The organism is Variovorax dokdonensis (genome assembly GCF_030316895.1).
In the GTDB taxonomy this organism is placed as follows: domain Bacteria; phylum Pseudomonadota; class Gammaproteobacteria; order Burkholderiales; family Burkholderiaceae_C; genus Variovorax; species Variovorax dokdonensis.
This window is the reverse complement of sequence record NZ_JASZYV010000001.1, coordinates 711,725-735,791: the sequence shown is the minus strand read 5'-3', so window position 1 is coordinate 735,791 and position 24,067 is coordinate 711,725. Positions and strand designations below refer to the sequence as shown.

Genomic DNA, 24,067 nt, shown 5'->3' with positions numbered 1-24,067 from the left:
AGCCTGCGTGAGTGCGATCAGTTGGCCGTGGCCACCGGCACGATGCGGTTGTCGATGAACTGCGCCCACACGTAGTCGTTCGGGCCCAGCGCGTCGTGCTGGTCCGGCGTGAAGGGCTTGTCGTAGGTCTTGATCAGGCCTTCGTAGCGGCCGATCTTGTAGAAGCCCTGGCGCACCGCATCGCCTTCGGTGGAACCGGCCGCGGCAATCGCCAGCGCAGACAGGTGCACGGCGTCATACGCATTGGCCACGCCCACGGCGGGCGTGATGTCGTCCGGGCCCTTGATCGCCGGGTACTTGGCCATCAGCTCCTTCACGACCTTCTGGCCGACCGGCGACTGCTTGCCGAAGAAGCTGTAGGTCTGCACGAAATGCACTTCCTTGGCGTTCGGGCCGGCCAGTTCGGAGAAGCGTCCGCCGGCAGGGCCCCAGTGCGACACCACCGGCACCTTCCAGCCCATGCGGTCGAGCGACTTCACCACCTGCGCCGAGGGGCCGACGTTGCCCACCAGGAACAGCGTGTCGGCACCGGCCGCCTTCAGGCGCGTGAGCTGCGGCACCATGTCGAGGTCGTTGCCTTCGTATTTCTCGATGCCCGCCGGCGTGACGCCCTTGGCAGCCATCGCGGCCTTCAGGCCCTTCTCGTTCGATTCGCCCCAGGGGTTGTTGACCAGGATCAAGCCGGGCTTGGTCGTCTTGAAGTTCTTCTGCGCGTACTGGAGCATCGCCACGTCGACGATCTCGTCCATGGCCGACACGCGGAAGGCGAAGTTCGGATTGCCGCTGTTCTTGGTGATGCCGGTGCCAGCCGCCCAGGGACCCATGAAGGGCACCTTCTCCTGGTTGGCCAAAGGCACGATGGCCATCGAAACCGGCGTATCGAGCCCGCCGAAGAGCACCGCCACCTTTTCCTTGAAGATCAGTTCGCGCGCGGCGATGACGCCCTTGGCGGGATTGGCTTCGTCGTCGCGGCGCACCAGTTCCAGCTTGCGGCCGCCGAGCAGGCCGCCCTTGGCGTTGACCTCGTCGATCGCCACCTGCATGCCGCGGCTGATGGCCTCGCCCGCCAAGGCAGACTGGCCCGACATGGCCGTGACCAGGCCGATCTTGATGGTGTCAGCCGCAAGTGCGGCACCAGACAGGGTCGCGGCGGCCAGCGCAATGGCGCTGGAGATCAGGGTGCGGCGTGCAAGCATGGACATGGCAGATTCCTCCGGTTGAATGGAACTCGGAAGGTTTGCAAGGGCCGTGCCAGTGTCACCAATGTTCACAATATCTGGTGGACATTGCGATCCAGTTCTTGTCAACAATCGGCACGCGTCTTGCAAACTCGAAAGCACCGCGCTGCTCATGCACTGTCTTGTGGCGCCGCGCACCAGACTGGATTCATCGCCGCCCCAACCTATGCCTGCACGCACCTTCGCGCCCCTGGCGCATCACGGACGTTTCGACTACCAGCCCATTCATCGGCACATCGACCACGACTGGCCTGGCGGCGCGCGGCTGGCGGTGTACCTGGGCTTCAACCTGGAGCACTTCGCGTTCGGCGAGGGGCTGGGCGCCATGATCGGCCCCGCGCATCCGCACCCGGACGTGCTGAACTATTCGTGGCGCGAGTACGGCAACCGGGTTGGCGCATGGCGCTGCCTCGAACTGTTCGACAGCCTCGGCCTGCCGGCGGCCACCCTGCTGAACACGGCCCTGTACGACCACTGCCCCGAACTCATCGCAGCCTGTGCAGCGCGTGGCGATGAACTCGTGGGCCACGGCCACAGCAATTCGGTGCGGCAGGCCGACCTGGACGAACCCGACGAAGCCGCGCTGCTCGTGCATTGCCGCGAACGCATCGAGGCGGAAGGCGGAACCGCCCCGCAAGGCTGGCTGTCTCCCTGGATATCGGAAAGCCGCCTCACGCCCGACCTGCTGGCCGAGGCCGGCTACAGCTACAGCCTCAACTGGGCGCACGACGACCGGCCCGTGCCCATGCGAACGCGCAGCGGCCGCACCTTGTGGTCGATGCCCTATCCGCAGGAGCTCAACGACATCCCGATGATCATCGCGCGCCAGATGGACGCCAAGGACTTTGCGCAGATGGTGATCGACAACGCCGACGAGATGGTGGAACAGTCGCACGGCCAGGCCCTGGTGATGGGCCTGGCGCTGCATCCCTACATCGTCGGCCAGCCCTACCGGCTGCGGCATCTCCGGCGCGCGCTGCAACACCTGGCGAGGCTGCGCGATGCGGGCCGGATCTGGTTCGCCACCCCAGGGGCCATCTGCGCGCATGCCGCACAGGTGCACGAGGAGCCTGTGGCAAGCTCGGGCCTTCCCACCTCCAACGCCTGACCATGGCCCGACCTGCCACCCAAGCACCGTTCATCGAACCCGAGGCGCCGCGCCCGAGTGGCGCATTGGCGGCGGTGGACGACGGCGATGAGGTCGAGTCGCGCATCTACCGCACCATCTTCGAGAGCGTGATGAACCAGCGGCTCACGCCCGGCACCAAGTTGCCCGAAGCCGCGCTGTGCGAACTGTTCGGTACCTCGCGCTCTGTGGTGCGCAAGGTGCTGCAGCGATTGGCCCACGACCACATCGTTCAGCTGCGGCCCAATCGCGGCGCCATCATCGCGGTGCCCACCGAAGAGGAAACGCGGCAGATCTTCGAGGCACGGCGCGGACTGGAAGCAGTGATCGTCAACCTGGCCACCCAGAACGCGAGCGAAGCCGACATCGCTTCGCTACGCCGGCAACTGCAGACCGAACACGAGGCCATGCATCGCTTCGAGCAGCCCGCATGGGCGCGGCTGGCGAGTTCGTTCCACCTGCAACTGGCGGCGCTGGCTCGCAACCCGATCCTCGAGCGCTACCTGGTCGAGATGGTGTCGCGCTGCTCGCTCATCGTGGCGCTCTACGAGCCGCCGGGCAATGCGTCTTGCGAGCACGAGGAGCACGAAGGCATCGTCGACTGCATGGCGCGCGGCGATGCCGCCGGCGCCGTCCAATTGATGGACAACCACCTGAAGACGCTGGAGCGCAACGTGTCGGTCAAGCGCGCCGGCGGCGACCGCAGCCTGGCCCATCTCCTCGGGCTGAGCTGAGGGCCCGCGCGGCCAGCGTCCGGCGCGGGCTATTGGCCGGCGCCCTCTTTCGATTCGCGTGCGCGCCGCGCCTCGTAGGCCAGCAGGTGCGCCTGCACCGTGCGCAGCGTGTCGAAGGAGGCTGATTCGGGCGCGCGGCGCAGCAGGTCGCTGATGATCTGGTCGGCCTCGATGCGCAGCCCCCGCTCCATGTCCTTGAGCATCGACGCGGTCAGCGTCGACCCGGCGCTGGCCAACGCGGCCTTGTTGCGCGCCAGCGCCGCACTGCTCGGCGCATGTCCCTGGTGCGCGGCGATGGCGGCGCATTCATCGACCAGCCTGGCCGCAATATCCTTGCCGCCGGCTTGCACGATGTCGCCCACGCTGGCTCGCATCAGGCAGGTCATGCCGGCCAGCGATGCGATGAACACCCACTTCTCCCACATGGCCTGCAGGATGTCTTCGGAAACGTGGTGCTGGAAGTTGGCGCGGGCGAAGGCCTGGCCGATCGCATCCACCCGCGCCGACCGGCCACCGCCCGTTTCGCCGAAGTTCAGCGCATGCAGGTCGTTGAGGTGGATCACCCGGCCGGCATCGTCCAGCACCGCCGAGATCATGCAAAGGCCACCGAGCACCCGATCGGCGCCGAAGCGGCGACCGAGTTCGTCCAGATGCCGCAGGCCGTTGAGCACTGGGATGATGACCGTGCCCGGACCGACCGCCGGCGCAAACGACTCGATCGTGGCGGGCAGGTCGTACGCTTTGCAGCCGACGATGACCACGTCGTAGTGGCCGTCGATGTCCTCCGAGCGCACCAGCGGCGGATGCTCGATCGTGGCGTCGCCAAAGGCGCTGCGGATCACCAGGCCCGTCTGGCGCAACTGTTGTGCGCGGCGGGCGCGCACGAGAAAGGTCACGTCCTCGCCGGCCTGCAGAAGCCGCCCTCCGAAGTAACCGCCCAGCGCTCCCGCGCCAACCATCAGAAACCGCGTCATCGACTTCTCCGTCTACCCAGGTCAAGCATCGATTCTGCATGGCCTGCGGCAAATCGACAGCGCGCGCGTCGGGCCTCCTCATAATGCGCGGACCTTCCATACAACGACCTCGAAACCCAGGAGACCGAGTCCGTGTCCGACCTTTCCAAGATTACCTGCATCGAAGACCTGCGCCGCGTGGCCCGGCGGCGTGTGCCGCGCATGTTCTACGACTACGCCGATTCGGGCGCATGGACCGAGGGCACCTACCGGGACAACGAATCCGCCTTCCAGAAGATCAAGCTGCGCCAGCGCGTGGCGGTGAACATGGAGGGCCGCTCCACGCGCACCACCATGATCGGCCAGGAAGTGGCCATGCCCGTCGCCATCGCGCCGACGGGCCTGACCGGCATGCAGCACGCCGACGGCGAGATCCTGGGCGCGCGCGCGGCCAAGGCCTTCGGCATTCCGTTCACGCTGTCGACCATGAGCGTGTGCTCGCTCGAGGACATCGCGGAAGGCACGAATCGCCACCCCTTCTGGTTCCAGCTGTACGTGATGCGCGACCGCGACTTCATGCAGCGCCTGATCGATCGCGCCAAGGCCGCCAACTGCTCGGCGCTGCAGGTCACGCTGGACCTGCAGGTGCTCGGCCAGCGTCACAAGGACATCAAGAACGGCCTGTCGACGCCGCCCAAGCCGACCATCGCCAACCTCATCAACCTGGCCACCAAGCCGCAGTGGTGTCTGGGCATGCTGGGCACCAAGCGCCGCACCTTCGGCAACATCGTGGGGCATGCGAAGAACGTGAGCAACGTGTCGTCGCTGTCGGCCTGGACGGCCGAACAGTTCGATCCGTCGCTCAACTGGAAGGACATCGAATGGATCAAGCGCGCCTGGGGCGGCAAGCTGATCCTCAAGGGCATCATGGACGAGGAAGATGCGCGGCTGGCCGCCGAGACGGGCGCGGACGCGATCATCGTCTCCAACCACGGCGGGCGCCAGCTCGACGGCGCGCCGGCCTCGATCGATGCGCTGCCCGCCATCGCCGATTCGGTGTGCAACAGGATCGAGGTCTGGATGGACGGCGGCATCCGCAGCGGGCAGGACGTGCTCAAGGCCCGGGCGCTCGGCGCGCGCGGCACGCTGATCGGCCGCAGCTTTCTGTACGGCCTGGGCGCCTATGGCGAGGCCGGCGTCACGCGCGCCCTGCAGATCATCCACAAGGAACTGGACGTGACCATGGCGTTCTGCGGCCGCACGCAGATCGACACGGTGGACAAGAGCATCCTGCTGCCGGGCACCTACTGAACGCCCGCCGCGAGCGGGGACAAGGCGACGGCCTACTGCAGGATGCGCGGCGGCGGGGCAAGATGTCGGGAGCCAAATTCCAACATCAAGAGGCCCATCGCATGAGCGCTATCACGCCCGCAGCGGTGGCCTCGGACGCCATGTCCGAGCCCCGCGCCTATACCGCAGCCGAAAAGCGGCACCGCATCTTCTCCATCATCGGAGCGTCGTCCGGCAACCTGGTGGAATGGTTCGACTTCTACGTCTACGCCTTCTCCGCCATCTACTTCGCCGGCGCCTTCTTTCCCAAGTCGAACCCGACGGTTCAGTTGCTCAACACCGCCGGCGTGTTCGCGGCGGGCTTTCTCATGCGGCCCATCGGTGGCTGGCTCTTCGGCCGCATTGCCGATCGCGTGGGGCGCAAGACGTCGATGCTCATCTCGGTGAGCATGATGTGCGCCGGCTCGCTGGTCATCGCATGCCTGCCCACCTACGCGCAGATCGGCGCGTGGGCGCCTTTCCTGCTGCTCATGGCCCGGCTGTTCCAGGGCTTGTCGGTGGGTGGCGAGTACGGCACCACGGCCACCTACATGAGCGAGGTGGCCCTGCGCGGCCAGCGAGGCTTCTACTCATCGTTCCAGTACGTGACCCTGATCGGCGGGCAGTTGCTGGCGGTGCTGGTGATCGTGGTCCTGGAGCAGTTGCTCAGCGAGGCGGAGTTGCGCGCCTGGGGCTGGCGCATTCCCTTCGTCATCGGCGCCGTGACGGCGGTGATCGCCATGTTCCTGCGCCGCGCACTGACCGAAACCCACGGCGCCCAGGGCGACAAGAACAAGGAAGCCGGCACCATGGCCGGCCTGTTCAGGCATCACAAGGCCGCCTTCTTCACCGTGCTGGGCTACACAGCCGGCGGCTCGCTGATCTTCTACACCTTCACCACCTACATGCAGAAGTTCCTGGTCAACACCGTGCACCTGCCGATCAAGACGGCGAGCTACGTGATGACCTGCGCCCTGTTCGTCTATATGTGCATGCAACCGGTGTTCGGAGCGCTGTCGGATCGCATCGGCCGGCGAACCAACATGCTGCTGTTCGGTGCGCTCGGCGCGCTGTTCACGGTGCCGATCCTCACTGCGCTCCAGCATGTGACCAACCCATACCTGGCCTTCGCGCTCATCGTCGCGGCCCTGGCGATCGTGAGCTTCTACACCTCGGTCAGCGGCATCGTCAAAGCGGAGATGTTCCCGCCCGAGGTGCGCGCACTGGGCGTGGGCCTGGCCTATGCCGTGGGCAACGCGATCTTCGGAGGCTCGGCCGAGTACGTGGCGCTGGCGCTCAAGTCGCAAGGCCACGAGAGCAGCTTCTACTGGTACGTGACCGTGATGATGGTCGTGGCCTTCCTGGTCGCGCTGCGCCTGCCGCGGCAGGCGAGCTACCTGCACCACGACCACTGACGGTTCGGCCCGGTTCAGCGGGCGCGGGCCACTTCCTGGATCACCTGGATCAGGCGCTGCGCCCCCTCGCCGGGTTCGCCCGTGCGCCGCAGCGTGATGCCCACCGGGCCCTCGGTGCTGCGGGTGTCGAAGTCCAGGCGCGCCAGCTCGCCGCTCTGCAGCGACGACAAGGCGGCACCGCCGGGCGCAAACCACACCGCGTCGCTGCGCCGCAGCAGCCCCAGCACGAAGCTGGTGTCGGTCGCCTCGATCACCGAGCTGGGCAGGTAGCTGCCACGGGCAAAGAGGTAGGCATCGGCGGTGTCGCGCACCAGCGTGCCGTGCACCGGCACCACGAGCGGGTAGGCCGAGAGCGCTTCCAGCGTCGGCTGTGACACCCCTGCCAACGGATGCCCGGGCCGCGCGACGAGCAACAACGATTCGCTGTAGAGCTGCAGGAAGCTCAGGTCCGCCATCGCAGAAGGCTGCGCCAGCCGGCCGACCACCAGATCGATCTCGCCCTGGCGCAGTTGGGTCATGAGCTGCGCGTTGGTGCCGCTGACCACGCGCACGCGCAGCGGGTCGCGCCGCCGCAGCAACTCGGCAGTCACCTCCGGCAACAGCCCGGCGGCCGTGTTGGGCAGCACCCCGACGGCGACGCGCAACTGTTCGCCTTCGGGCTGGTCCAGGGCCAGCGTCAAGCCTTCGCGCAAGCCGCGCAGCGTGGCGACGGCATGGCGCACCAGCACTTCGCCGGCGGGCGTCAGGTCGACGCCGCGCCTGCGGCGGACCAGCAACTGCCGCCCCACGATGTCCTCCAGCTCGGCAATGGTCTTGGACACGGCAGGTTGCGTCAGAGCCAGTGCACCCGCGGCGCGCACCAGGTTGCGCTCCTGCCCGACCAGGGCCAGGCAGCGCAGGTGCCGCAGCTTGATTCGATCAAAGTTCATGGCTGGATGGGTGCCGGCAACTGAGCACCCCTTCAAAGCAGGGCGACCAGCTATTCTGTTCGGTTATAGCAGGCCGATGAGCTTTCAGTTGTGACGCCTGGGGGTCGGGCCTACAGTGGGTTGAAACGTCCGCGGGACTGGTCCCGCCGGACGCCCGACAAACGACCCAGGAGACAAGACCCATGAGCGCCCATTTCCGCGCCTCTCGCCGGCATGCCCTCGCCGCCCTGCTGTGCACCGCCTCGCTGATGGCGCTCGCACCGGCCACCGCCGATGCGCAAGACAGCTATCCCGACAAGCCCGTCAAGCTGATCACCAACTTCCCCGCGGGCGGCCCGCTCGACATCCTGGGCCGGGCTCTGGCCGTTCCGCTGCAGTCGGAGCTCAAGCAGCCGTTCGTGGTGGACAACCGGCCCGGCGCCGGCGGCAACATCGGTGCCGACGTGGTCGCCAAGGCGGCGCCGGACGGCTACACCGTGCTGCTGTCGATCGACACGCCTTTCACCATCAATCCGCATGTCTACCCGACCATGCCGTTTGCCGAGAAAGACCTCAAGCCGCTGATGATCTTCAGTTCCTCCGGCCTGGCCTTCGGCGTGAACCCTTCGGTCGGCGCCAAGACCTTGCCCGAGTTCGTCGAGCAGGCCAAGAAGAAGGAGATGAGCTTCAGCTCCGCCGGCAATGGCAGCCCCGGCCACCTGGCCGCCGAGATCTTCGGCACTGCCACCGGCGCCAAGATCCTGCACGTGCCTTACAAAGGCAATGCGCCTGCCGTCACCGCCCTGCTGGCGGGCGAAGTGCAGGCCGGCATCCTGGCCACGCCGGGCCTGCTGCCGCACATCCAGGCCGGCAAGGTCAAGCCCTTGGCCGTGACGGGCCGCCAACGCGCGCCGCTGCTGCCCGATGTCCCCACCGTGGGCGAGCTGGGCCTGCCGAAGATGGAGTTCGAGGTCATGTACCTGGCGATGGTGCCGGCAGCCACGCCGGAGCCGATCGTCGCCAAGCTTCAGAAGGCCATGGCCGCCGCGCTGGCCCTGCCGGACGTCAAGCAGCGTCTGGCCAGCCTGGACATGAACGCCCTGGGCGAAACCGGCAAGGCCGCCACCGAGCGCCTGGCCAGTGCCAAGGCCCGCTACGGCGCCGTCGTGAAGGCGACCGGCATGAAGGCCGAATAGCGGTTCGTCCGCATCAGCGAATTAGGATAGGCGCATGAGCACCCAACGCCCCAACGTCATCTTCATCGTGGCCGACGATCTCGGCTTTGCCGACCTGGGCTGCTACGGAGGGCGCGATGCGGCCTTCGGCCCCGTCTCGCCGATCCTCGACGGCCTGGCCGCTGCCGGCATGCGCTTCACGCAGGGCTATGCCAATTCGCCCGTGTGCTCGCCCACGCGCTTCGGCATGATCACCGCGCGCTACCAGTACCGTCTGCGCGGCGCGGCCGAAGAGCCCATCAACAGCAAGAGCCGCGGCAGCGCCACGCTCGGACTGCCGCCCTCGCATCCCACCGTGCCGTCGCTGCTGCGCGCGTCCGGCTACCGCACCGCGCTGATCGGCAAGTGGCACCTGGGCTCGCAGCCGCACTTCGGCCCGCTCAAGTCGGGTTACGAGGAATTCTTCGGCCCGATGTCCGGCGGCGTCGACTACTTCACCCACTGCGACTCCACCGGCCAGCACGACCTTTGGCTGGGCGACGAGGAACAGAAGACCGAGGGCTACCTGACCGACCTGCTCTCGCGCCGCGCCGTCGACTACGTGCATCGCATGGCCAAGGAAGATGCCCCCTTCTTCCTCAGCCTGCACTACACCGCGCCGCACTGGCCCTGGGAAACGCGCGAAGACGCCGACCGCCCCGCCCGCATCCAGAACAAGCTGTTCGACCTGGCGGGCGGCAACATCCACACCTACCGCCGCATGATCCATCACATGGACGAAGGCATCGGCTGGATCATGCAGGCGCTGCGCGAAACCGGTCTGGAGCGCGATACGCTGGTCGTCTTCACCAGCGACAACGGCGGCGAGCGCTTCTCCGACAACTGGCCCCTGGTGGGCGGCAAGATGGACCTGACCGAAGGCGGCATCCGCGTGCCATGGATCGCGCACTGGCCGTCGACCATCGCACCCGGCGGCACCAGCGCGCAGCTTTGCATGACGATGGACTGGAGCGCCACCGTGCTCGATGCGGCAGGCGTCGCCGCCGACCCGCAATACCCGCTCGACGGCGTCTCGCTCATGCCGGTGCTGCGCGATGCGGATCACACCTTCCCTCGCCCGCTTCATTGGCGCATGAACCACCGCGGGCAGCGAGCCCTGCGCGACGGCGAATGGAAGTATCTGCGCGTCGACGGCAACGACTACCTGTTCAACATTCCGCAGGACGAGCGCGAGCGCGCCAACAAGGCGCCGCTGGAGCCGCAGCGCCTCGATCAGATGCGCGAAGCTTGGGAGACGTGGAACGCCAGCATGCCGCCCATCCCGGAAGACGCGACGGTCAGCCTGGGCTATTCGTACAAGGAAATGCCGCAGCGTTGAGGCAGGCCTCAGGCACTCACTTCCCACAGGCCGGGGTAGTGCGTGACGAAGCTCTCGCCGTTGACCTTGAGCGTGTCCTTGTAGTCGAAGCGCGGCGCGTGATAGTCGTAGTCGCCGTTGTTCTTGCGCTCGTAGTGCTGCATCAGTTCGCTCAGTGAGTCGCCGTCGAGGTCGACCCATGCCGCCGCCACCTGCGCCGACTGCCCCTTGTCCAGGTGAACGCGGCGCAGCTGCACCAGGTTGGTCGCCGGGGTAAAGCCCAGGTCGAGGTCGATGCAGTGGCCAAGTTCGGGCACCACCTCGTCGTTGAGCGTCCAATCGCCGCGCGCGTTGCGCGCGATCGCGAAGTCGATGGCCGATTCCCCGATCCATCCGCGCACCCGGCCCCACTTGGTGTGCCAGGCCTTGTCGCAGAACACGCGATAGTCGAGCCGCGCGGGACGGCCATCGGTGTGCCGGAACACGGCAGCGCCGTCGAGTTGCCATGACTCGCCGTGCCGCTCCAGGCGGCAGGCATCGTGACCTGGCGAGTCAAGCCGGCGCCAGAAAACCGTGGCGATGGTCTGCATGGCGCGAATGATGGCATCGAAGCGCTCGCCGCACCAGAGGGGCTTGCCAGCCGGCGTGACGAGCGCGCCGGCGCCGCACTGCACAATCGCCGCGTGACCGCCCCACCCCGCCGCCGCATCGCGCACCTCGACATGGATGCCTTCTATGCCTCCGTCGAGTTGCTGCGCTATCCGCAGCTCAAGGGCCTGCCGGTGGTCATCGGCGGCGGCCGGCGGCGAGAGGACGAGGTGCTGCGCCAGGTGCCCGAAGGCGGCACGCTGGCCGACATCCCGCTCGCGTCGTTTCCGCTGCTCAAGGACTATGCCGGCCGCGGCGTGATCACCACCGCCACCTACCCGGCAAGGGCCTTCGGCGTGGGCTCGGCCATGGGCCTGATGAAGGCGGCGCGGCTGTGCCCGCAGGCCATCCTGCTGCCGGTGGACTTCGACGAATACCGGCGCTTCTCGCGGGCCTTCAAGAAGGTCATCACGGACATCGCACCCTTGATGGAAGACCGGGGCGTCGACGAGGTGTACATCGACTTCACCGACGTGCCCGGCGGCCAGCGCGAAGGCGGCCGGGTGCTGGCCCGGCTCATCCAGAAATCGATCCTGCAGGCCACCGGGCTGACCTGCTCCATCGGCGTTGCACCCAACAAGCTCATCGCCAAGATGGCCAGCGAATTCGACAAGCCCAACGGCATCTCGGTCGTGTACGAGGAAGACCTCCAAACGCGCATCTGGCCGCTGCCGTGCCGCAAGGTCAATGGCATCGGCCCCAAGGCGGACGCCAAGCTCCAGCAACATGGCATCCACACCATCGGCGAGCTGGCCGCTCGCGAGCGAGACTGGCTGATCGGCCACTTCGGCAAGGCGACCGGCGCCTGGATGCACGAAGTCGCCTGGGGACGCGACGACCGCGCAGTCGTCACCGAAAGCGAGCCCGTCTCGATGAGCCGCGAGACGACGTTCGAGCGCGACCTGCATGCGGTGCGCGATCGCAGCGAGCTCGGCAGCATCTTCACCCACCTGTGCCACAAGGTGGCCGAGGACCTGCGCCGCAAGGGCTACAAGGGCCGCACCATCGGCATCAAGCTGCGCTACGACGACTTCAAGATTGCCACGCGCGACCAGACGCTGGGCCACTACACCGACGACGGCCCAGCCATCCGACAGGCGGCCGGGCAATGCCTCAGGCGCGTTCCGCTGGAACGCCCGTTGCGCCTTCTGGGTGTACGCGTGGGCGGGCTGGTGCGCGCCGACAGCGCCGAAGCCGGCCGTGCCGTGCCAGGGCCGCACACCGGCGAATCCGCCGGCGCCACCGGTTCGCTCTTCTGAGCGGCTGCGCATGCGCATGCTGCGTCGCTTGCTGCTGGTGTCGTGCGGGGCCGTGGCCGCGATCGCCTTGCTGGCACTTGGCTACGTCGGCCTGGCCTGCGCATTGATGCTCTGGCATGCGGCGTCCGCACCCGGCACCGATGCGCCTCCCCAAGCGCAGCAGGTGCCCGCCTGGGTGCTCAGCAACGGCGTGCACACCGACCTTGTCTTTCCGATCCGGGGCCACGGCGTCGACTGGAGCGAGGTGTTCCCCCCGTCCGACCTGGCTGCGCCGCTGCCGCCCGAGGCGCAGTTCATTGCCATCGGCTGGGGCGACCGCGAGTTCTACCTGCACACCCCGACCTGGGCGGACCTGACCGTCGAGCGCGCATGGGGTGCCGCCCTGGGCCGCAACCCGGCCTTGCTGCACGTGACCTATCTGCGCCGAGCGGAACTGGCGGCCGCCCACCGGCTGCCGCTTTCTGAGGCGCAATACGCGCGACTGCGAACCCATGTCGTCAGCGCGCTGCCCGAGGCGAAAGCCCGAGCAGTGACGGGCGCGCACTACAGCGCCTTCGATGCCTTTTACGAAGCACGCGGCCGCTACAGCCTATGGTTCACCTGCAATCAGTGGACGGGCACAGCGCTGCGCAGCGCCGGCGTCGCCATGCCGCCATGAACGCCCTTCGACTTCAACGTGACTTGGCACCTCGAAGGCCCGAAGCACCGCTGACTCAGTCTTGGACGAGCCGTAGCCGCACTTTTCCGGCGTCGTCGTGCGCCACGTCGAAGCCCAGGTCATCGGCCAGGCTCTGCAACGCCACGGCGTCAATCGCCAATTGGCGAGGCGCCGGGTTGACCGCGCCATCGGGACCGTCCAGGCCGTCGTCGCGCGGTTCGCAAACCAGGAGCAGAGCGCCATCTTCAGGCGCCGTGATGTGGATGCGGCGCCGCCCCTGTTCCAGATCATGCAGGTAGCACATCGCGCACAACAGCAGATAGCGCAACGCGCCGCCGCGCGGCAACGACTGTCCATCGACTTCGCTTTCGATGTCCGCATCCACCTGAAGCTGCACGCCATGCAAATCGAATGCGGGACGAAGCAGGGACACGCATTGATCCACCAGCGCCGAGCGGGTGATGCTCTCGCCGGTCGGCGCCAGCTCCCAATCACGCAGGGCTCGCACACGTTGGGTGAGTTCGCCGAACTGGTCGTCGAGCAGCGCCACGCGATCGAGGCAAGCCTGGGCGTCGATGCTGCTGGCGGCCAGCTGACGCCGCAAGGTCAGCAGCGCCATGCGCACCACCGAGACCGGCGCGACCATGTCGTGCCGCAAGGCGGGCAGGACGCGGGACATGAGTTCATGGCGCACGCCAGCGGCGATCCAGCTGCGCGCGCCGGGCGAGGCTTTCATCATCGGGCGAGTATCGGGGCCGCGCCCGGCCCGGCGTGTAGGAGCAGGTCTACAGCCGCGCGGGCAGTCGCCACGTCTACTGCCGCGCGGTGCGGACGTTCGGCGGCAGCGTTTGCGGCCAGCTGGTGCGGAAGGGATTGATGTCCAGCCCGCCGCGCCGCGTGTAGCGCGCGTACACCGACAGCTTGGTTGGGCGGCAACGCGCCGTGATGTCCTGGAAGATGCGCTCGACGCAATGCTCGTGAAAGTCGTTGTGCCCGCGAAAGCTCACGATGTAGCGCAGCAACCCGGCCTGGTCGATCTGCGGACCGCTGTAGCGGATCTGCACGCTGCCCCAGTCCGGTTGGCCGGTCACCGGGCAATTGCTCTTGAGCAGGCGGCTGGTGAGGGTCTCGGTCACGGGCGCTTCGGCCGTGCTGGCGCTCAGCAGCTCGGGCGCCGGATGCTGGTGCGTGCATTCGAGGTCGAGCCGGTCGATGTCCAGACCGTCCAGCTCATGCACCGGCTCGCGGTCGAACATCTCCGGGGCCAGCAGCTTCACACCCACCCGGCCACTGCGCTCGCTGCCCTGCCACACGGCCAGGCTGAGGTCTTCGACCAGCCGCTCGCGCACCGCCTGCGCATCGGCGAACACGCTGTTGTTGAAGCTGTTGAGGTAGAGCTTGAAGGACTTGCTCTCGATGATGTTGGGCGTCTCGCACGGGATGGTGAAGTGCGCAATGGCCAGTTGCGGCTTGCCGCGCGCGTTCAGCCAGGACAGCTCGAAGGCCGTCCAGAGGTCGGCGCCGAAGAACGGCAGCGCGTCGCCTCGAACGCCCAGCGCCTCGCGCTGTGCGGCGCGCGCGATGGGAAAGAGCAGCGAAGCGTCGTAGCGCTCGGGGTAGACGGTGGCGTGGCCCAGCGGCGATTGCTCGGGCGTGTTGGGAGGGTTCATGACGTGCGTTCCTGCGACTCGCGCAAGAAGGGAATGATGTGGCCGAGCAGGAGTGTGTTGACAGGCGGCGGCAGGTCGTGCCCCATGCCGGCGATGCTGACGAAGCGCGCGCCGCTGATGCGGCGGGCCGTGTCGCGCCCCGCGGCGATGGGCACCAGCCGGTCCGCCTCGCCATGCAGCACCAGCGTCGGGCAACGGATTGCGGCCAGAACCTGGGGCCGGTCGGCGTCGGCACCGATCGCGAGCATCTGGCGCATGAGGCCGGAAGGCCGATAGGCACGGCGCAGGGCCTGGGTGAGCCGCTGCCGCAGCATCGGCTCTTCGCAAGGATAGGCCGGGCTTTCGATCAGGCGGATGAATCCCAGGCTGTAGTCGACCAGCGCCTGTTCCGTCCTGGCTGGCAGCGGCCGCATGAGCCGCGCCGCCACCTGGGGATGCGGGCCGGGCAGTCCGCGCGCGCCGCTCGAACTCATGATGCTGGTGAGCGAGAGCACGCGCTCGGGCGCGCTGGCGGCGACCCGCTGGGCGATCATGCCGCCCATCGAGGCGCCGATCACATGCGCTTGGCGAATGCCCAGCGCATCGAGCACGCCCAACGAGTCGTTGGCCATGTCCTGCAGCGTATAGGGTGTGCTCACCGCCAGGCCGACGCGCGCGCGAAAGGCCTGCCACATGAGGTTGCGGCGCGGCGCGTGGTCGAAGCCTTCGCTCAGGCCGATGTCGCGGTTGTCGTGGCGCACGACCCGAAAGCCCGCCGCCACCAGCGGTTGCCAGAAGTCGTCGGGCCAGCCGATCAGCTGCATGCCCAGGCCCATGATGAGCAGCACCACGGGGCGGTCGGCCTGGCTGCCATCGGCGCCGCTGTCCTCGACCTCGATGTCGATGCCGTTGGCGCGCACCTTCATTTGAACTCCCGTTCGCGCAGCCACTTGGTCGCCACCCATTTTTCGCCGGCCAGCACCGGCGAGCCGCCGTGCAGGCTGCGGGTGCCCGGATCGGGGCGGTCGTAGCCGAAGAACACGCCGCACCCGCGCTTGGCCGCGATTTCCACGCCCACGTCGGGAAAGACGGTTCCGCCGCCCTGCTCGGGCGCCCGCAGATACATGAGCAAGGTGCCCAGGCGCTGACCGCCCCGGCGCAGGATGGTGGGCGTCCCGGGCTCGCCGGGATCGAAGTAGTCGTAGTGGGGGCGGTACTGCGCGCCGGGCCGGTAGCGCAGCACTTGCAGGCCTTCTCCGTACTCGACCGGCCAATTCAGCAGACGGGCGATGCGCGCCTCGATGCGGTGCACGATCTCGTTTTCGCCGCGCTCGAAGAACATGCCATCGCTCGTGCGGTCCTGGTTGACGGCCTCTCCGCCCGTCTTGGTCTCGACCGTGAGCGAACGCGACAGGCGCGAGTCGGCCGCCGCGATCAGGCCGTCGCACTCTTCGTCCGACAGCAGGTTGCCGAACATCACCACACGCGGATCTTGCAGGGTCATCAGCACCTCGACCCGGCGGTCGCCGACATCCAGGTAAGCGGGGTTTCCCTCAAGGTCGGGGCCAGGCCTTGGCGACCTCGCCGGCTGCCTGGCCAGCGAGGCCGGGGCAACGCTCGACTGCGCGGCAGGCGAATCTGCGGGAACGGCGAACAGGGCCACGTCGATCGCATCCTCGTGCCAGCCGGACTTTCGCATCGACTGGCGCAGCGACTCGACCGAATGACCGGCACCGAGCTGCTCGATGACCCAGCGGCGCAGGTCGGCGCTGATGGGCTGGGAGGTGGAAGAAGTCGCCTTGTTCGAACTCATGTGGAGGTCCTGCGAAACACCATTCGATGAGGCTGCGAGGCCGCAGCATCGAAAGAATAGCCTTCCGCATCGAAACCCTCCAGTGCGTGCGGGGTCGCCGCGCGATGTTCGGCCGCCCAGCGCGCCATCAGGCCGCGCGCACGCTTGGCGAAGAAGCTGACGATCTTGTAGTCGCCCCCCGGGCGCCGCTCTTCGAACACGCACTCGACCACGCGAGCCTTGAGCGCCTTGCGGTCGACGGCGCGAAAGTACTCCTGCGACGCAAGGTTGACGACCACCGGCGTGGCGTCGGCGGCGGCGCGGCCGTTCAGGTAGTCGGCGATTCGGGCGCCCCAGAAGGCGTAGAGATCCTTGCCGCGCGGGTTGGCCAACGCGGTGCCCATTTCCAGCCGATAGGGCTGCAGCAGGTCGAGCGGGCGCAGCACGCCGTAGAGGCCACTGAGGATAACGACATGCTGCTGGGCCCATTCGAGGTCGGCGCGCTTCATCGACGGCGCGTCGAGGCCGCCGTAGACGTCGCCGTCGAACGCGAAGGCCGCCGGACGGGCGTTCTGCGGCGTGCTGCGCGTGCGCCATGCGGCGTAGCGCCCCACGTTCAGCGCGGAGAGCTTGTCCGACAGGCTCATCAATTCGGCGATGTCCTGCGGCGACTTCTGGCGCAGGATGCGGATGAGCTCGACCGAGGGGCCACGCGCGCTTTCGAAGTGCGGCACCGTGGCCGGCAGGTCGCTGGGCAGCGGGGTTTCGTAGTCGAGCGACTTGGCGGGGGACAGCAGGAAGAGCATCTCTCGGAGGGGAATCGAGCGTCGAAGGTAGCGGGGAATTATCGTGGTCGGGCCATGGCCCTGCCCCGTCGCGACGGGCAGCCGGTCGAATAAAATGTCCGGCAACTCCCTCCCCTCACCAGCGGCATCCTGCGGGATGCCGCTCTTCTTGGCATTGTCCGCCCCTGGCCCACATTGCCATCACTGCCAACACTGCCATGAGCGACACCGTGAACCAGCCCGGCCTCGACAGCCTCGCCAAATCGTTTGAACCCGCCGCCCTGGAGGCGCAATGGGGACCCGAATGGGAGCGCCGGGGCTATGCCAAGGCCGGCTTCCGGGGCACGCAGCAACCCAAGGAAGGCGCTGGCAACTTCGCGATCCAGCTGCCACCCCCGAACGTGACCGGCACGCTGCACATGGGCCACGCCTTCAACCACACCATCATGGACAGCCTGACGCGCTATCACCGCATGAAGGGCGAGAACACGGTGTGGATTCCCGGCACCGACCATGCCGGCATCGCCACCCAGATCGTGGTGGAGCGCCAGCTGCAGGAGCAGAACATCAGCCGCCACGACCTGGGCCGCAAGAACTTCGTGGCGCGCGTGTGGGAATGGAAGGAGCAGTCGGGCAACACCATCACCCAGCAGATGCGCCGCCTGGGCGACACGGTCGACTGGAGCCGCGAGTACTTCACCATGGACGACGCGCTCTCCACCGTCGTCACCGACACCTTCGTCAAGCTGTACGAGGAAGGCCTGATCTACCGCGGCAAGCGCTTGGGCAACTGGGATCCGGTGCTCAAGAGTTCGGTGAGCGACCTCGAAGTCGAAAGCGAGGAAGAAGACGGCTTCCTCTGGCACATCGCCTATCCGCTCGAAGACGGATCGGGCACGCTCACCGTGGCCACCACGCGGCCCGAGACCATGCTGGGCGACGTGGCTGTGATGGTCCACCCCGAAGACGAACGCTACACCGCCCTGATCGGCAAGAAGGTGCGGCTGCCGCTCGTGGGCACGCTGATCCCGATCATTGCCGACGACTACGTGGACAAGAGCTTCGGCACCGGCGTGGTCAAGGTCACGCCCGCGCACGACTACAACGACTACGCCGTCGGCCAGCGCCACAAGCTGCCGATGATCGGCGTGCTGGCGCTGGACGCCACCATCAACGACAACGCGCCCGAGAAATACCGCGGCATGGACCGCTTCGTCGCGCGCAAGGCCATCGTCGCCGACCTCGATGCGCTGGGCCTCTTGGTCGAGACCAAGAAGCACAAGCTGATGGTGCCGCGCTGCGCACGCACCGGCGCCGTGGTCGAGCCGATGCTCACCGACCAGTGGTACGTGGCGATGACCAAGCCGGGCCATGACGGCCAGACCATCGCGCAGAAGGCCATCGACGTGGTCAAGTCGGGCGAAGTGCGCTTCGTGCCCGAGAACTGGGTCAACACCTACAACCACTGGATGGAAAACATCCAGGACTGGACGATCTCGCGCCAGCTCTGGTGGGGCCACCAGATCCCTGCCTGGTACGACGAAGCGGGCAACGTGTACGTCGCCCGCGACGAAGCCGCCGCGCAGGTCCAGGCCGACAAGGTCAACCCCGGCGCCAGGCTCACGCGCGACGAGGACGTGCTCGACACCTGGTATTCGTCGGCCATGGTGCCCTTCTCGTCGCTCGGCTGGCCCGAGCAGACGCAGGACCTCTCGCTCTACCTACCCTCGACGGTACTCGTGACCGGCTACGACATCATCTTCTTCTGGGTCGCCCGGATGATCATGATGACCAAGCACTTCACCGGCAAGGTGCCGTTCAAGGACGTCTACATCCACGGCGTGGTGCGCGATTCGCACGGCAAGAAGATGAGCAAGTCCGAGGGCAACGTGCTCGATCCGGTCGACCTGATCGACGGCATCGCTCTTGAGCCGCTGCTGGCCAAGCGCACCACCGGCCTGCGCAAGCCCGAGACCGCGCCGCAGGTGCGCAAGAACACGCAAAAGGAGTTCCCCGAAGGCATTCCGGCCTATGGGGCCGATGCGATGCGCTTTACTTTCGCGTCGCTGGCTTCGCTGGGCCGCAGCATCAACTTCGACAGCAAGCGCTGCGAGGGCTACCGCAATTTCTGCAACAAGCTGTGGAACGCCACGCGCTTCGTGCTGATGAATTGCGAAGGCCAGGATTGCGGCCTGAAGGAGCACACCAAGGAAGAGTGCCAGCCCGGCGGCCCGTTCCACGGCTACATGCAGTTCAGCCAGGCCGACCGCTGGATCGCATCGCGCCTGCAGCGCGTCGAGGCCGACATCGCCAAGGGCTTCGAGGAATACCGGCTCGACAACGTCGCCACCGCGCTCTACCAGTTCGCCTGGGACGAGTTCTGCGACTGGTACCTGGAAATCGCCAAGGTGCAGATCCAGACCGGCAGCGAAGCGCAGCAGCGCGCCACCCGCCGCACACTGATCCGCACGCTCGAAGCGTTGCTGCGACTGGCGCATCCGGTCATCCCATTCATCACCGAGGCGCTGTGGCAGAAGGTGGCGCCGGTGGCCGGCATCAGCGGCGAATCAGTCATGATCGCCCCGTACCCGGTCAGCCAGCCCAACAAGATCGACGAGAAGGCCGAGGCCCACGTCGCCCGCCTCAAGGCGCTGGTCGACGCCTGCCGCACGCTGCGCGGCGAGATGAAGGTCTCGCCCGCCACCCGCCTGCCGCTCTACGCCCTGGCCGAGAACGCCGAGGAAGCCCAGTTCCTGCAGGGCAGCGCACCGGTGCTGGCCGCGCTGGCCAAGCTTTCCGAGGTCAAGGTGTTCGACGACGAGGCCGCCTGGACCGCCGCGGCTCAGGCCGCGCCGGTGGCCGTGGTGGGCCCGGCCCGCCTGTGCCTGCACATGGAAGTGGACGTCGCTGCCGAGAAAGCGCGCATCTCCAAGGAAATCGCCCGCATCCAGGGCGAGCTTGCCAAGGCCAACGCCAAGCTGGGCAACGAAGCCTTCGTGGCCAAGGCCCCGCCGGCGGTGATCGACCAGGAAAGGCAGCGCGTGGCGGACTTCTCGGCCACCGTGGCACGCCTTCAGGAGCAGATCAAGCGTCTTGGCTGACAGGACCAGGTCAGGCAGGGGTTTACGATAGGGGTTGCATCCACTACCCATCGTGAATGAAGCCCAGCATGTCTGCATCCACGCCAAAGGTCCGCAAGGCCGTCTTCCCCGTTGCCGGTTTCGGCACTCGCTTCTTGCCCGCCACCAAGGCGCAGCCCAAGGAAATGCTGCCGGTGGTGGACAAGCCACTCATCCAGTACGCCGTCGAAGAAGCCTACGCGGCAGGCATCCGCGACATGATCTTCGTCACCGGCCGCAACAAGCGCGCCATCGAGGATCACTACGACACCGCCTACGAACTCGAAAGCCAGCTCGAGGCCAGCGGTAAGGACGCGCTGCTGAACATCGCCCGCTCCGTGTCGCCCGAGGACATGACCTGCTCTTACGTGCGCCAGCCACGCATGCTGGGCTTGGGCCATGCCGTGCTCTGCGCGGCGCACCTGGTGGGCAACGAGCCTTTCGCCGTGCTGCTGGCGGACGACCTGATGGTCGGCCCGGCCGGCGGTGACGGCGTGCTCGCGCAGATGGTCAAGAGCCACGCCGAGCATGGCGGCTCCATCCTGGCCGTTCAGGAAGTGCCACTGGAGCACGTCAAGCGCTACGGCATCGTGGCCGGCGATGCCGAAGGCGACCGCCTGACGCGTGTGCGCCAGATGGTCGAGAAGCCCAACCCTGAGAAGGCGCCTTCGCGCCTGGGCGTGGCCGGCCGCTACATCCTCTCGCCTTCGGTGTTCGAACAGATCCGCAATCAGCCCAAGGGCGCCGGCGGAGAGATCCAGCTGACCGACGGCATCGCCGCGCTGCTCGACAAGGAGCCCGTCTACGCCTACGCCTACGAAGGCGTGCGCTACGACTGCGGCAGCAAGGAAGGGTTCCTGCAGGCAAGCGTCGAACTGGCGCTGCAGCACCCCGAGGTGGGCGACACCTTCCGCGCTTACCTCAAGAGCCTGGCGCTCTGACTCGCTGCGGCCGCACCAGCGGCTGCAGGAAGCGCCAGAGCTCATCGTCGGCAATGGGCGTGAGCGCCACCCCGAAGGCATCCCTGAGGCGCTGCACCATCGCCTGGACGATCAAGGCGCTCCAGACCGTGCCGGCGTGGTGGTCCGCCAACAAGGCGTTGTGCGGATCGTCCCCTGCCGTGTTGTTGACCTCGAACTCGCCGCCCACGGTGACCGTCCTGTAGCGGGGCACCCCGTCTTCGCTGCGCGCCCCCCACAGGCGCTGGAACCATCCATCGACGTCGAAGTAGGCCGCGCCGGGCGTGCGCTCGGCCAGCGCACGAATCGCGCCGTTGAAGCGATCCAATGCCATCCGGATGTTGCGTGTCTCTGGCGCGGACTGGAAACGGTCGAACTGCCCCGGGTCGTCGACTTCGTTTGCGATCCCGACCAGCAGGAAGCGCAGGCCCGGCACGTGCTGGCGCAACAATGCCATGGCCTCCTCGTACCGCGTTGCGCAGCGGCTGATCGCGGCATTCACTTCTGCGGCGTCCGGATTCTCGGCCTGTACGCCGAGAAGCTTCATCCAATCGTTGAGCCCGATCCGGATGACCACGATGCCGCCTTGCCAGCGCTGCGGCTCCTTGCCCATCAACTCCGCCAGCCAGGGCGCCTGCCGGAAGGGGCCGGTCATCAAGTCATCGCAGGCCGCCCCGGAGTTGGCAAAGTTGTAGAGATAGTCTTCCTTGCGAGGAATGCGGCCCACCGGCAGCCCGAGCCTGCGCCTGACGGATGACTTGATGCCCGACGTGCCCCATTCGAGCCACGGCCCCGGATCCACTTCGTCAGCACGAAGACGCGCGAGGATCTCGAGCCAGCTGAAAGTGCGTTCGCGCAGCGGGCCGCCGCGGCTGTCTGTGCCCGGCGGGAAGCTCAGGCGGTCCTGGTACGAATGGCTGTCGGAATCGCCCATGACGGCGATGGGGAGGGCCTTCGGCGGCCTGCCTGCCGACAAGACCTCCGGCGCCGGGCCCGGGCCATCCAGCAGCATGTACCAGGCAGCACCCGCGACGACAACCAGCGCCAATCCGAGCAGCAGCCAAGGCCCGCCCGGTATGCGCATGTCTCAGCGCCGACGCAGCACGTGGATGAACTGGGCGCCTGCCGTCTGCTGATCGACCAGCTCGTTGCCGGTCTGGCGCGCGAAAGCCTGGAAGTCGCGCAGCGAGCCCGGATCGGTGGCAATTACCCGCAGCAGTTGCCCGCTCTGCATTTCGTTGAGTGCCTTCTTGGCCTTGAGGATGGGCAGCGGACAGTTCAAGCCGCTGGTGTCGATTTCCATGTCGACCGTGGTCGGGGCGTTCATCAGTTCTTCTCCAGGCGCAGGTCGGGCGCTCAGTTGTTCAGGCCGCGGCGGCGTTCTTCGTTTTCTTGTGCCGTGAAGAACACCGGCTCGTGCCCTCGCGTGCGCAGCCAATCGGCCAGCGCATAGCCGGTGCCGGCGGGCCAGCACTTGAGGTCCTTCAAGTCGTACAGGCGCCAGTCCACCAGTTCGGGCGACAGGCGGACTTCTCCGTGCGCCACGACGTGGTAGGCGATGATTACCTGGTTCATCCGCTGGAAGTCGTAGGCGCCGACGATGTTGACTTCGCTCACATCGAGGTTGGTTTCTTCCTTGACCTCACGGGCGATGCCTTCCTGGGGCGTCTCGCCCGCCTCCATGAAGCCGGTGATGAGCGCAAACATCTTGGCCGGCCACGCGGCATTGCGCGCCAGGAGGACCTGCCCGCCATATTCGACGATCGCCGCCAAAACCGGCGTCGGGTTGTTCCAGTGCGTGTAGTCGCAATCCGAACAACGCAGGCGCGACTTGGGTCCGCCGTCTTCGAGTTGCTCGCGCCAGGACAAGGGAGCCGCGCACTGCGGGCAGAAGCGGGGATGGTTCACGACGAGGGCCTCGAACTCAGGCGGGGAACACGCCGGTGGAAAGATATCGGTCGCCCCGGTCGCACACCACGAACACGATGGTGGCGTTCTCGACCGTGCGCGAGATCGTCTGTGCGACCCACAACGCTCCGGCGGCCGAGATGCCGGCGAAGATGCCTTCCTCCCGCGCGAGGCGGCGGCACATCTCTTCGGCGTCGTCCTGACTCACGTTGACCACCTGGTCGACGCACTTCGGATCGAAGATCTTGGGCAGGTACTCCTCCGGCCACTTGCGGATGCCCGGGATGCGCGAGCCGTCTTCGGGCTGCGCGCCGACGATCTGCACCGCAGGGTTCTTCTCCTTGAGGAAGCGCGAAACACCGGTGATGGTGCCCGTCGTGCCCATGGCGCTCACGAAGTGGGTAATACGCCCTTGGGTCGCTTCCCAGATCTCGGGGCCGGTGGTTTCGTAGTGGATGCGCGGGTTGTCGCCGTTGGCGAACTGGTCGAGCACCCTGCCCTTGCCCTGCGCGACCATCTGCTCGGCCAGGTCGCGCGCGTACTCCATGCCGCCGCTCTTGGGAGTGAGGACAAGCTCGGCACCAAAGGCCTTCATGGTCTGTGCGCGCTCGATGGAAAGGTCTTCCGGCATGATCAGCACCATGCGATAGCCGCGAATCGCGGCCGCCATCGCCAGAGCGATGCCGGTGTTGCCCGACGTGGCTTCGATCAGCGTGTCACCCGGCTTGATCTCGCCACGCTCCTCGGCGCGCTTGATCATCGACAGGGCCGGCCGATCCTTGACGGAACCAGCAGGATTGTTGCCCTCCAGCTTGCCCAGGATCACGTTGCCACGCTTGGCATTTTCTTGAGCGTCGATGCGTTGCAGGGCCACCAGCGGCGTGTTGCCGATGGCATCTTCGATCGTCAGGTACTTCATGGCGTTCACTGTGCCATAATTTTGGTCTTTCCCGCCCAACGCTGCCGGAGTGGTGAAATTGGTAGACGCAGGGGACTCAAAATCCCCCGCCGCAAGGCGTGCCGGTTCGATTCCGGCCTCCGGCACCACGGTTTGC

The 24,067-nt window shown here is 67.1% G+C and carries 23 protein-coding genes and 1 tRNA gene; 11 read left to right on the top strand and 13 right to left on the bottom strand.

What is annotated here, in order from left to right; genetic code table 11:
- Nucleotides 1–17: 17 nt before the first annotated feature.
- On the bottom strand, nt 18–1,202 hold the full coding sequence (locus QTH91_RS03400; protein ID WP_286658620.1) for an ABC transporter substrate-binding protein: 1,185 nt from the start codon (nt 1,200–1,202) through the stop codon (nt 18–20).
- 202 nt (nt 1,203–1,404) lie between these two features.
- Between QTH91_RS03400 and QTH91_RS03395 the strand changes: the two genes are divergently transcribed.
- Nucleotides 1,405–2,346 (top strand): polysaccharide deacetylase family protein, encoded by a 942-nt coding sequence (locus tag QTH91_RS03395; protein ID WP_286658619.1) that lies wholly within the window; start codon nt 1,405–1,407, stop codon nt 2,344–2,346.
- A 2-nt stretch (nt 2,347–2,348) separates the two neighbouring features.
- On the top strand, nt 2,349–3,098 hold the full coding sequence (locus QTH91_RS03390; protein ID WP_286658618.1) for a GntR family transcriptional regulator: 750 nt from the start codon (nt 2,349–2,351) through the stop codon (nt 3,096–3,098).
- A gap of 29 nt (nt 3,099–3,127) precedes the next feature.
- On the opposite strand, the gene panE is transcribed toward QTH91_RS03390, so the two are convergent.
- Nucleotides 3,128–4,072, bottom strand: coding sequence for a 2-dehydropantoate 2-reductase (gene panE / locus QTH91_RS03385; RefSeq protein ID WP_286658617.1), 945 nt, complete (start codon nt 4,070–4,072; stop codon nt 3,128–3,130).
- 132 nt (nt 4,073–4,204) lie between these two features.
- On the opposite strand from panE, the gene QTH91_RS03380 reads away from it, so the two are divergent.
- On the top strand, nt 4,205–5,362 hold the full coding sequence (locus QTH91_RS03380) for an alpha-hydroxy acid oxidase (protein ID WP_286658616.1): 1,158 nt from the start codon (nt 4,205–4,207) through the stop codon (nt 5,360–5,362).
- 101 nt (nt 5,363–5,463) lie between these two features.
- Nucleotides 5,464–6,795 (top strand): MFS family transporter, encoded by a 1,332-nt coding sequence (locus QTH91_RS03375; protein WP_390368497.1) that lies wholly within the window; start codon nt 5,464–5,466, stop codon nt 6,793–6,795.
- 14 nt (nt 6,796–6,809) lie between these two features.
- On the opposite strand, the gene QTH91_RS03370 is transcribed toward QTH91_RS03375, so the two are convergent.
- Nucleotides 6,810–7,724 (bottom strand): LysR substrate-binding domain-containing protein, encoded by a 915-nt coding sequence (locus QTH91_RS03370; protein ID WP_286658615.1) that lies wholly within the window; start codon nt 7,722–7,724, stop codon nt 6,810–6,812.
- 182 nt (nt 7,725–7,906) lie between these two features.
- Here QTH91_RS03370 and QTH91_RS03365 point away from each other — a divergent pair, with 182 nt between their 5' ends.
- Together QTH91_RS03365 and QTH91_RS03360 are read left to right on the top strand one after the other, a co-directional pair.
- On the top strand, nt 7,907–8,899 hold the full coding sequence (locus QTH91_RS03365) for a Bug family tripartite tricarboxylate transporter substrate binding protein (protein WP_286658614.1): 993 nt from the start codon (nt 7,907–7,909) through the stop codon (nt 8,897–8,899).
- 34 nt (nt 8,900–8,933) lie between these two features.
- A complete protein-coding gene (locus QTH91_RS03360) occupies nt 8,934–10,256 on the top strand; it encodes a sulfatase family protein (protein ID WP_286658613.1) in 1,323 nt (440 codons plus the stop codon).
- Nucleotides 10,257–10,264: 8 nt separating this feature from the next.
- Here the strand turns inward: QTH91_RS03360 and QTH91_RS03355 are convergent, their stop codons facing one another.
- On the bottom strand, nt 10,265–10,909 hold the full coding sequence (locus QTH91_RS03355; RefSeq protein WP_286658612.1) for a putative glycolipid-binding domain-containing protein: 645 nt from the start codon (nt 10,907–10,909) through the stop codon (nt 10,265–10,267).
- A 48-nt stretch (nt 10,910–10,957) separates the two neighbouring features.
- Between QTH91_RS03355 and QTH91_RS03350 the strand changes: the two genes are divergently transcribed.
- Nucleotides 10,958–12,142: a Y-family DNA polymerase gene (locus QTH91_RS03350; RefSeq protein ID WP_286659594.1), complete on the top strand. Its 1,185-nt coding sequence runs from the start codon at nt 10,958–10,960 to the stop codon at nt 12,140–12,142.
- Nucleotides 12,143–12,152: 10 nt separating this feature from the next.
- Entirely contained in the window at nt 12,153–12,800 is a 648-nt protein-coding gene (locus QTH91_RS03345; protein ID WP_286658611.1) for a TIGR02117 family protein, read from the top strand.
- 55 nt (nt 12,801–12,855) lie between these two features.
- Here the strand turns inward: QTH91_RS03345 and QTH91_RS03340 are convergent, their stop codons facing one another.
- The 5 genes from QTH91_RS03340 to yaaA form a co-directional block, all read right to left on the bottom strand.
- The gene (locus QTH91_RS03340; protein WP_286658610.1) at nt 12,856–13,539 is read right to left on the bottom strand and encodes a hypothetical protein; all 684 of its coding nucleotides are present in this window, start codon (nt 13,537–13,539) and stop codon (nt 12,856–12,858) included.
- 73 nt (nt 13,540–13,612) lie between these two features.
- Entirely contained in the window at nt 13,613–14,470 is an 858-nt protein-coding gene (queF, locus tag QTH91_RS03335; protein WP_286658609.1) for an NADPH-dependent 7-cyano-7-deazaguanine reductase QueF, read from the bottom strand.
- Nucleotides 14,467–15,375 (bottom strand): alpha/beta fold hydrolase, encoded by a 909-nt coding sequence (locus tag QTH91_RS03330; RefSeq protein WP_286658608.1) that lies wholly within the window; start codon nt 15,373–15,375, stop codon nt 14,467–14,469. The genes queF and QTH91_RS03330 overlap by 4 nt, the downstream gene beginning before the upstream one ends.
- A complete protein-coding gene (locus tag QTH91_RS03325) occupies nt 15,372–16,262 on the bottom strand; it encodes a 2OG-Fe(II) oxygenase (protein WP_286658607.1) in 891 nt (296 codons plus the stop codon). Before QTH91_RS03325 ends, QTH91_RS03330 begins: the two co-directional genes overlap by 4 nt.
- Nucleotides 16,259–17,047, bottom strand: coding sequence for a peroxide stress protein YaaA (gene yaaA, locus QTH91_RS03320; protein ID WP_286658606.1), 789 nt, complete (start codon nt 17,045–17,047; stop codon nt 16,259–16,261). The genes QTH91_RS03325 and yaaA overlap by 4 nt, the downstream gene beginning before the upstream one ends.
- 197 nt (nt 17,048–17,244) lie before the next feature.
- Between yaaA and QTH91_RS03315 the strand changes: the two genes are divergently transcribed.
- Together QTH91_RS03315 and galU are read left to right on the top strand one after the other, a co-directional pair.
- Nucleotides 17,245–20,127 (top strand): valine--tRNA ligase, encoded by a 2,883-nt coding sequence (locus tag QTH91_RS03315; RefSeq protein WP_286658605.1) that lies wholly within the window; start codon nt 17,245–17,247, stop codon nt 20,125–20,127.
- A gap of 68 nt (nt 20,128–20,195) precedes the next feature.
- Nucleotides 20,196–21,086 (top strand): UTP--glucose-1-phosphate uridylyltransferase GalU, encoded by an 891-nt coding sequence (gene galU / locus QTH91_RS03310; RefSeq protein ID WP_286658604.1) that lies wholly within the window; start codon nt 20,196–20,198, stop codon nt 21,084–21,086.
- Here galU and QTH91_RS03305 read toward each other — a convergent pair.
- From QTH91_RS03305 to cysM, 4 genes are read right to left on the bottom strand one after another with little or no spacing between them, the layout of a single operon-like run.
- Nucleotides 21,067–22,188, bottom strand: a complete 1,122-nt coding sequence (locus QTH91_RS03305; RefSeq protein ID WP_286658603.1) for a GDSL-type esterase/lipase family protein — start codon at nt 22,186–22,188, stop codon at nt 21,067–21,069. The two genes, galU and QTH91_RS03305, sit on opposite strands and share 20 nt — an antisense overlap.
- Nucleotides 22,189–22,191: 3 nt before the next feature.
- Entirely contained in the window at nt 22,192–22,431 is a 240-nt protein-coding gene (locus QTH91_RS03300) for a sulfurtransferase TusA family protein (protein ID WP_286658602.1), read from the bottom strand.
- 29 nt (nt 22,432–22,460) lie between these two features.
- Complete coding sequence (locus QTH91_RS03295; protein WP_286658601.1) at nt 22,461–23,012, bottom strand: NUDIX domain-containing protein; 552 nt, start codon at nt 23,010–23,012, stop codon at nt 22,461–22,463.
- Nucleotides 23,013–23,028: 16 nt separating this feature from the next.
- Nucleotides 23,029–23,931: a cysteine synthase CysM gene (gene cysM / locus QTH91_RS03290; protein WP_286658600.1), complete on the bottom strand. Its 903-nt coding sequence runs from the start codon at nt 23,929–23,931 to the stop codon at nt 23,029–23,031.
- A 43-nt stretch (nt 23,932–23,974) separates the two neighbouring features.
- Between cysM and QTH91_RS03285 the strand changes: the two genes are divergently transcribed.
- Nucleotides 23,975–24,059: transfer RNA gene (locus tag QTH91_RS03285), tRNA-Leu, on the top strand.
- The last annotated feature ends 8 nt before the right edge of the window (nt 24,060–24,067 follow it).

Coding starts and splice junctions, on each gene's coding strand:
- QTH91_RS03360 (WP_286658613.1), top strand. CDS start 8,934: ATGAGCACCCAACGCCCCAACGTCATCTTCATCGTGGCCGACGATCTC.
- panE (WP_286658617.1), bottom strand. CDS start 4,072: ATGACGCGGTTTCTGATGGTTGGCGCGGGAGCGCTGGGCGGTTACTTC.
- QTH91_RS03365 (WP_286658614.1), top strand. CDS start 7,907: ATGAGCGCCCATTTCCGCGCCTCTCGCCGGCATGCCCTCGCCGCCCTG.
- QTH91_RS03325 (WP_286658607.1), bottom strand. CDS start 16,262: ATGAGTTCGAACAAGGCGACTTCTTCCACCTCCCAGCCCATCAGCGCC.
- QTH91_RS03300 (WP_286658602.1), bottom strand. CDS start 22,431: ATGAACGCCCCGACCACGGTCGACATGGAAATCGACACCAGCGGCTTG.
- QTH91_RS03375 (WP_390368497.1), top strand. CDS start 5,464: ATGAGCGCTATCACGCCCGCAGCGGTGGCCTCGGACGCCATGTCCGAG.
- QTH91_RS03340 (WP_286658610.1), bottom strand. CDS start 13,539: ATGATGAAAGCCTCGCCCGGCGCGCGCAGCTGGATCGCCGCTGGCGTG.
- galU (WP_286658604.1), top strand. CDS start 20,196: ATGTCTGCATCCACGCCAAAGGTCCGCAAGGCCGTCTTCCCCGTTGCC.
- QTH91_RS03345 (WP_286658611.1), top strand. CDS start 12,153: ATGCGCATGCTGCGTCGCTTGCTGCTGGTGTCGTGCGGGGCCGTGGCC.
- QTH91_RS03370 (WP_286658615.1), bottom strand. CDS start 7,724: ATGAACTTTGATCGAATCAAGCTGCGGCACCTGCGCTGCCTGGCCCTG.
- yaaA (WP_286658606.1), bottom strand. CDS start 17,047: ATGCTCTTCCTGCTGTCCCCCGCCAAGTCGCTCGACTACGAAACCCCG.
- cysM (WP_286658600.1), bottom strand. CDS start 23,931: ATGAAGTACCTGACGATCGAAGATGCCATCGGCAACACGCCGCTGGTG.
- QTH91_RS03400 (WP_286658620.1), bottom strand. CDS start 1,202: ATGTCCATGCTTGCACGCCGCACCCTGATCTCCAGCGCCATTGCGCTG.
- QTH91_RS03330 (WP_286658608.1), bottom strand. CDS start 15,375: ATGAAGGTGCGCGCCAACGGCATCGACATCGAGGTCGAGGACAGCGGC.
- QTH91_RS03395 (WP_286658619.1), top strand. CDS start 1,405: ATGCCTGCACGCACCTTCGCGCCCCTGGCGCATCACGGACGTTTCGAC.
- QTH91_RS03390 (WP_286658618.1), top strand. CDS start 2,349: ATGGCCCGACCTGCCACCCAAGCACCGTTCATCGAACCCGAGGCGCCG.
- QTH91_RS03315 (WP_286658605.1), top strand. CDS start 17,245: ATGAGCGACACCGTGAACCAGCCCGGCCTCGACAGCCTCGCCAAATCG.
- queF (WP_286658609.1), bottom strand. CDS start 14,470: ATGAACCCTCCCAACACGCCCGAGCAATCGCCGCTGGGCCACGCCACC.
- QTH91_RS03350 (WP_286659594.1), top strand. CDS start 10,958: ATGGATGCCTTCTATGCCTCCGTCGAGTTGCTGCGCTATCCGCAGCTC.
- QTH91_RS03305 (WP_286658603.1), bottom strand. CDS start 22,188: ATGCGCATACCGGGCGGGCCTTGGCTGCTGCTCGGATTGGCGCTGGTT.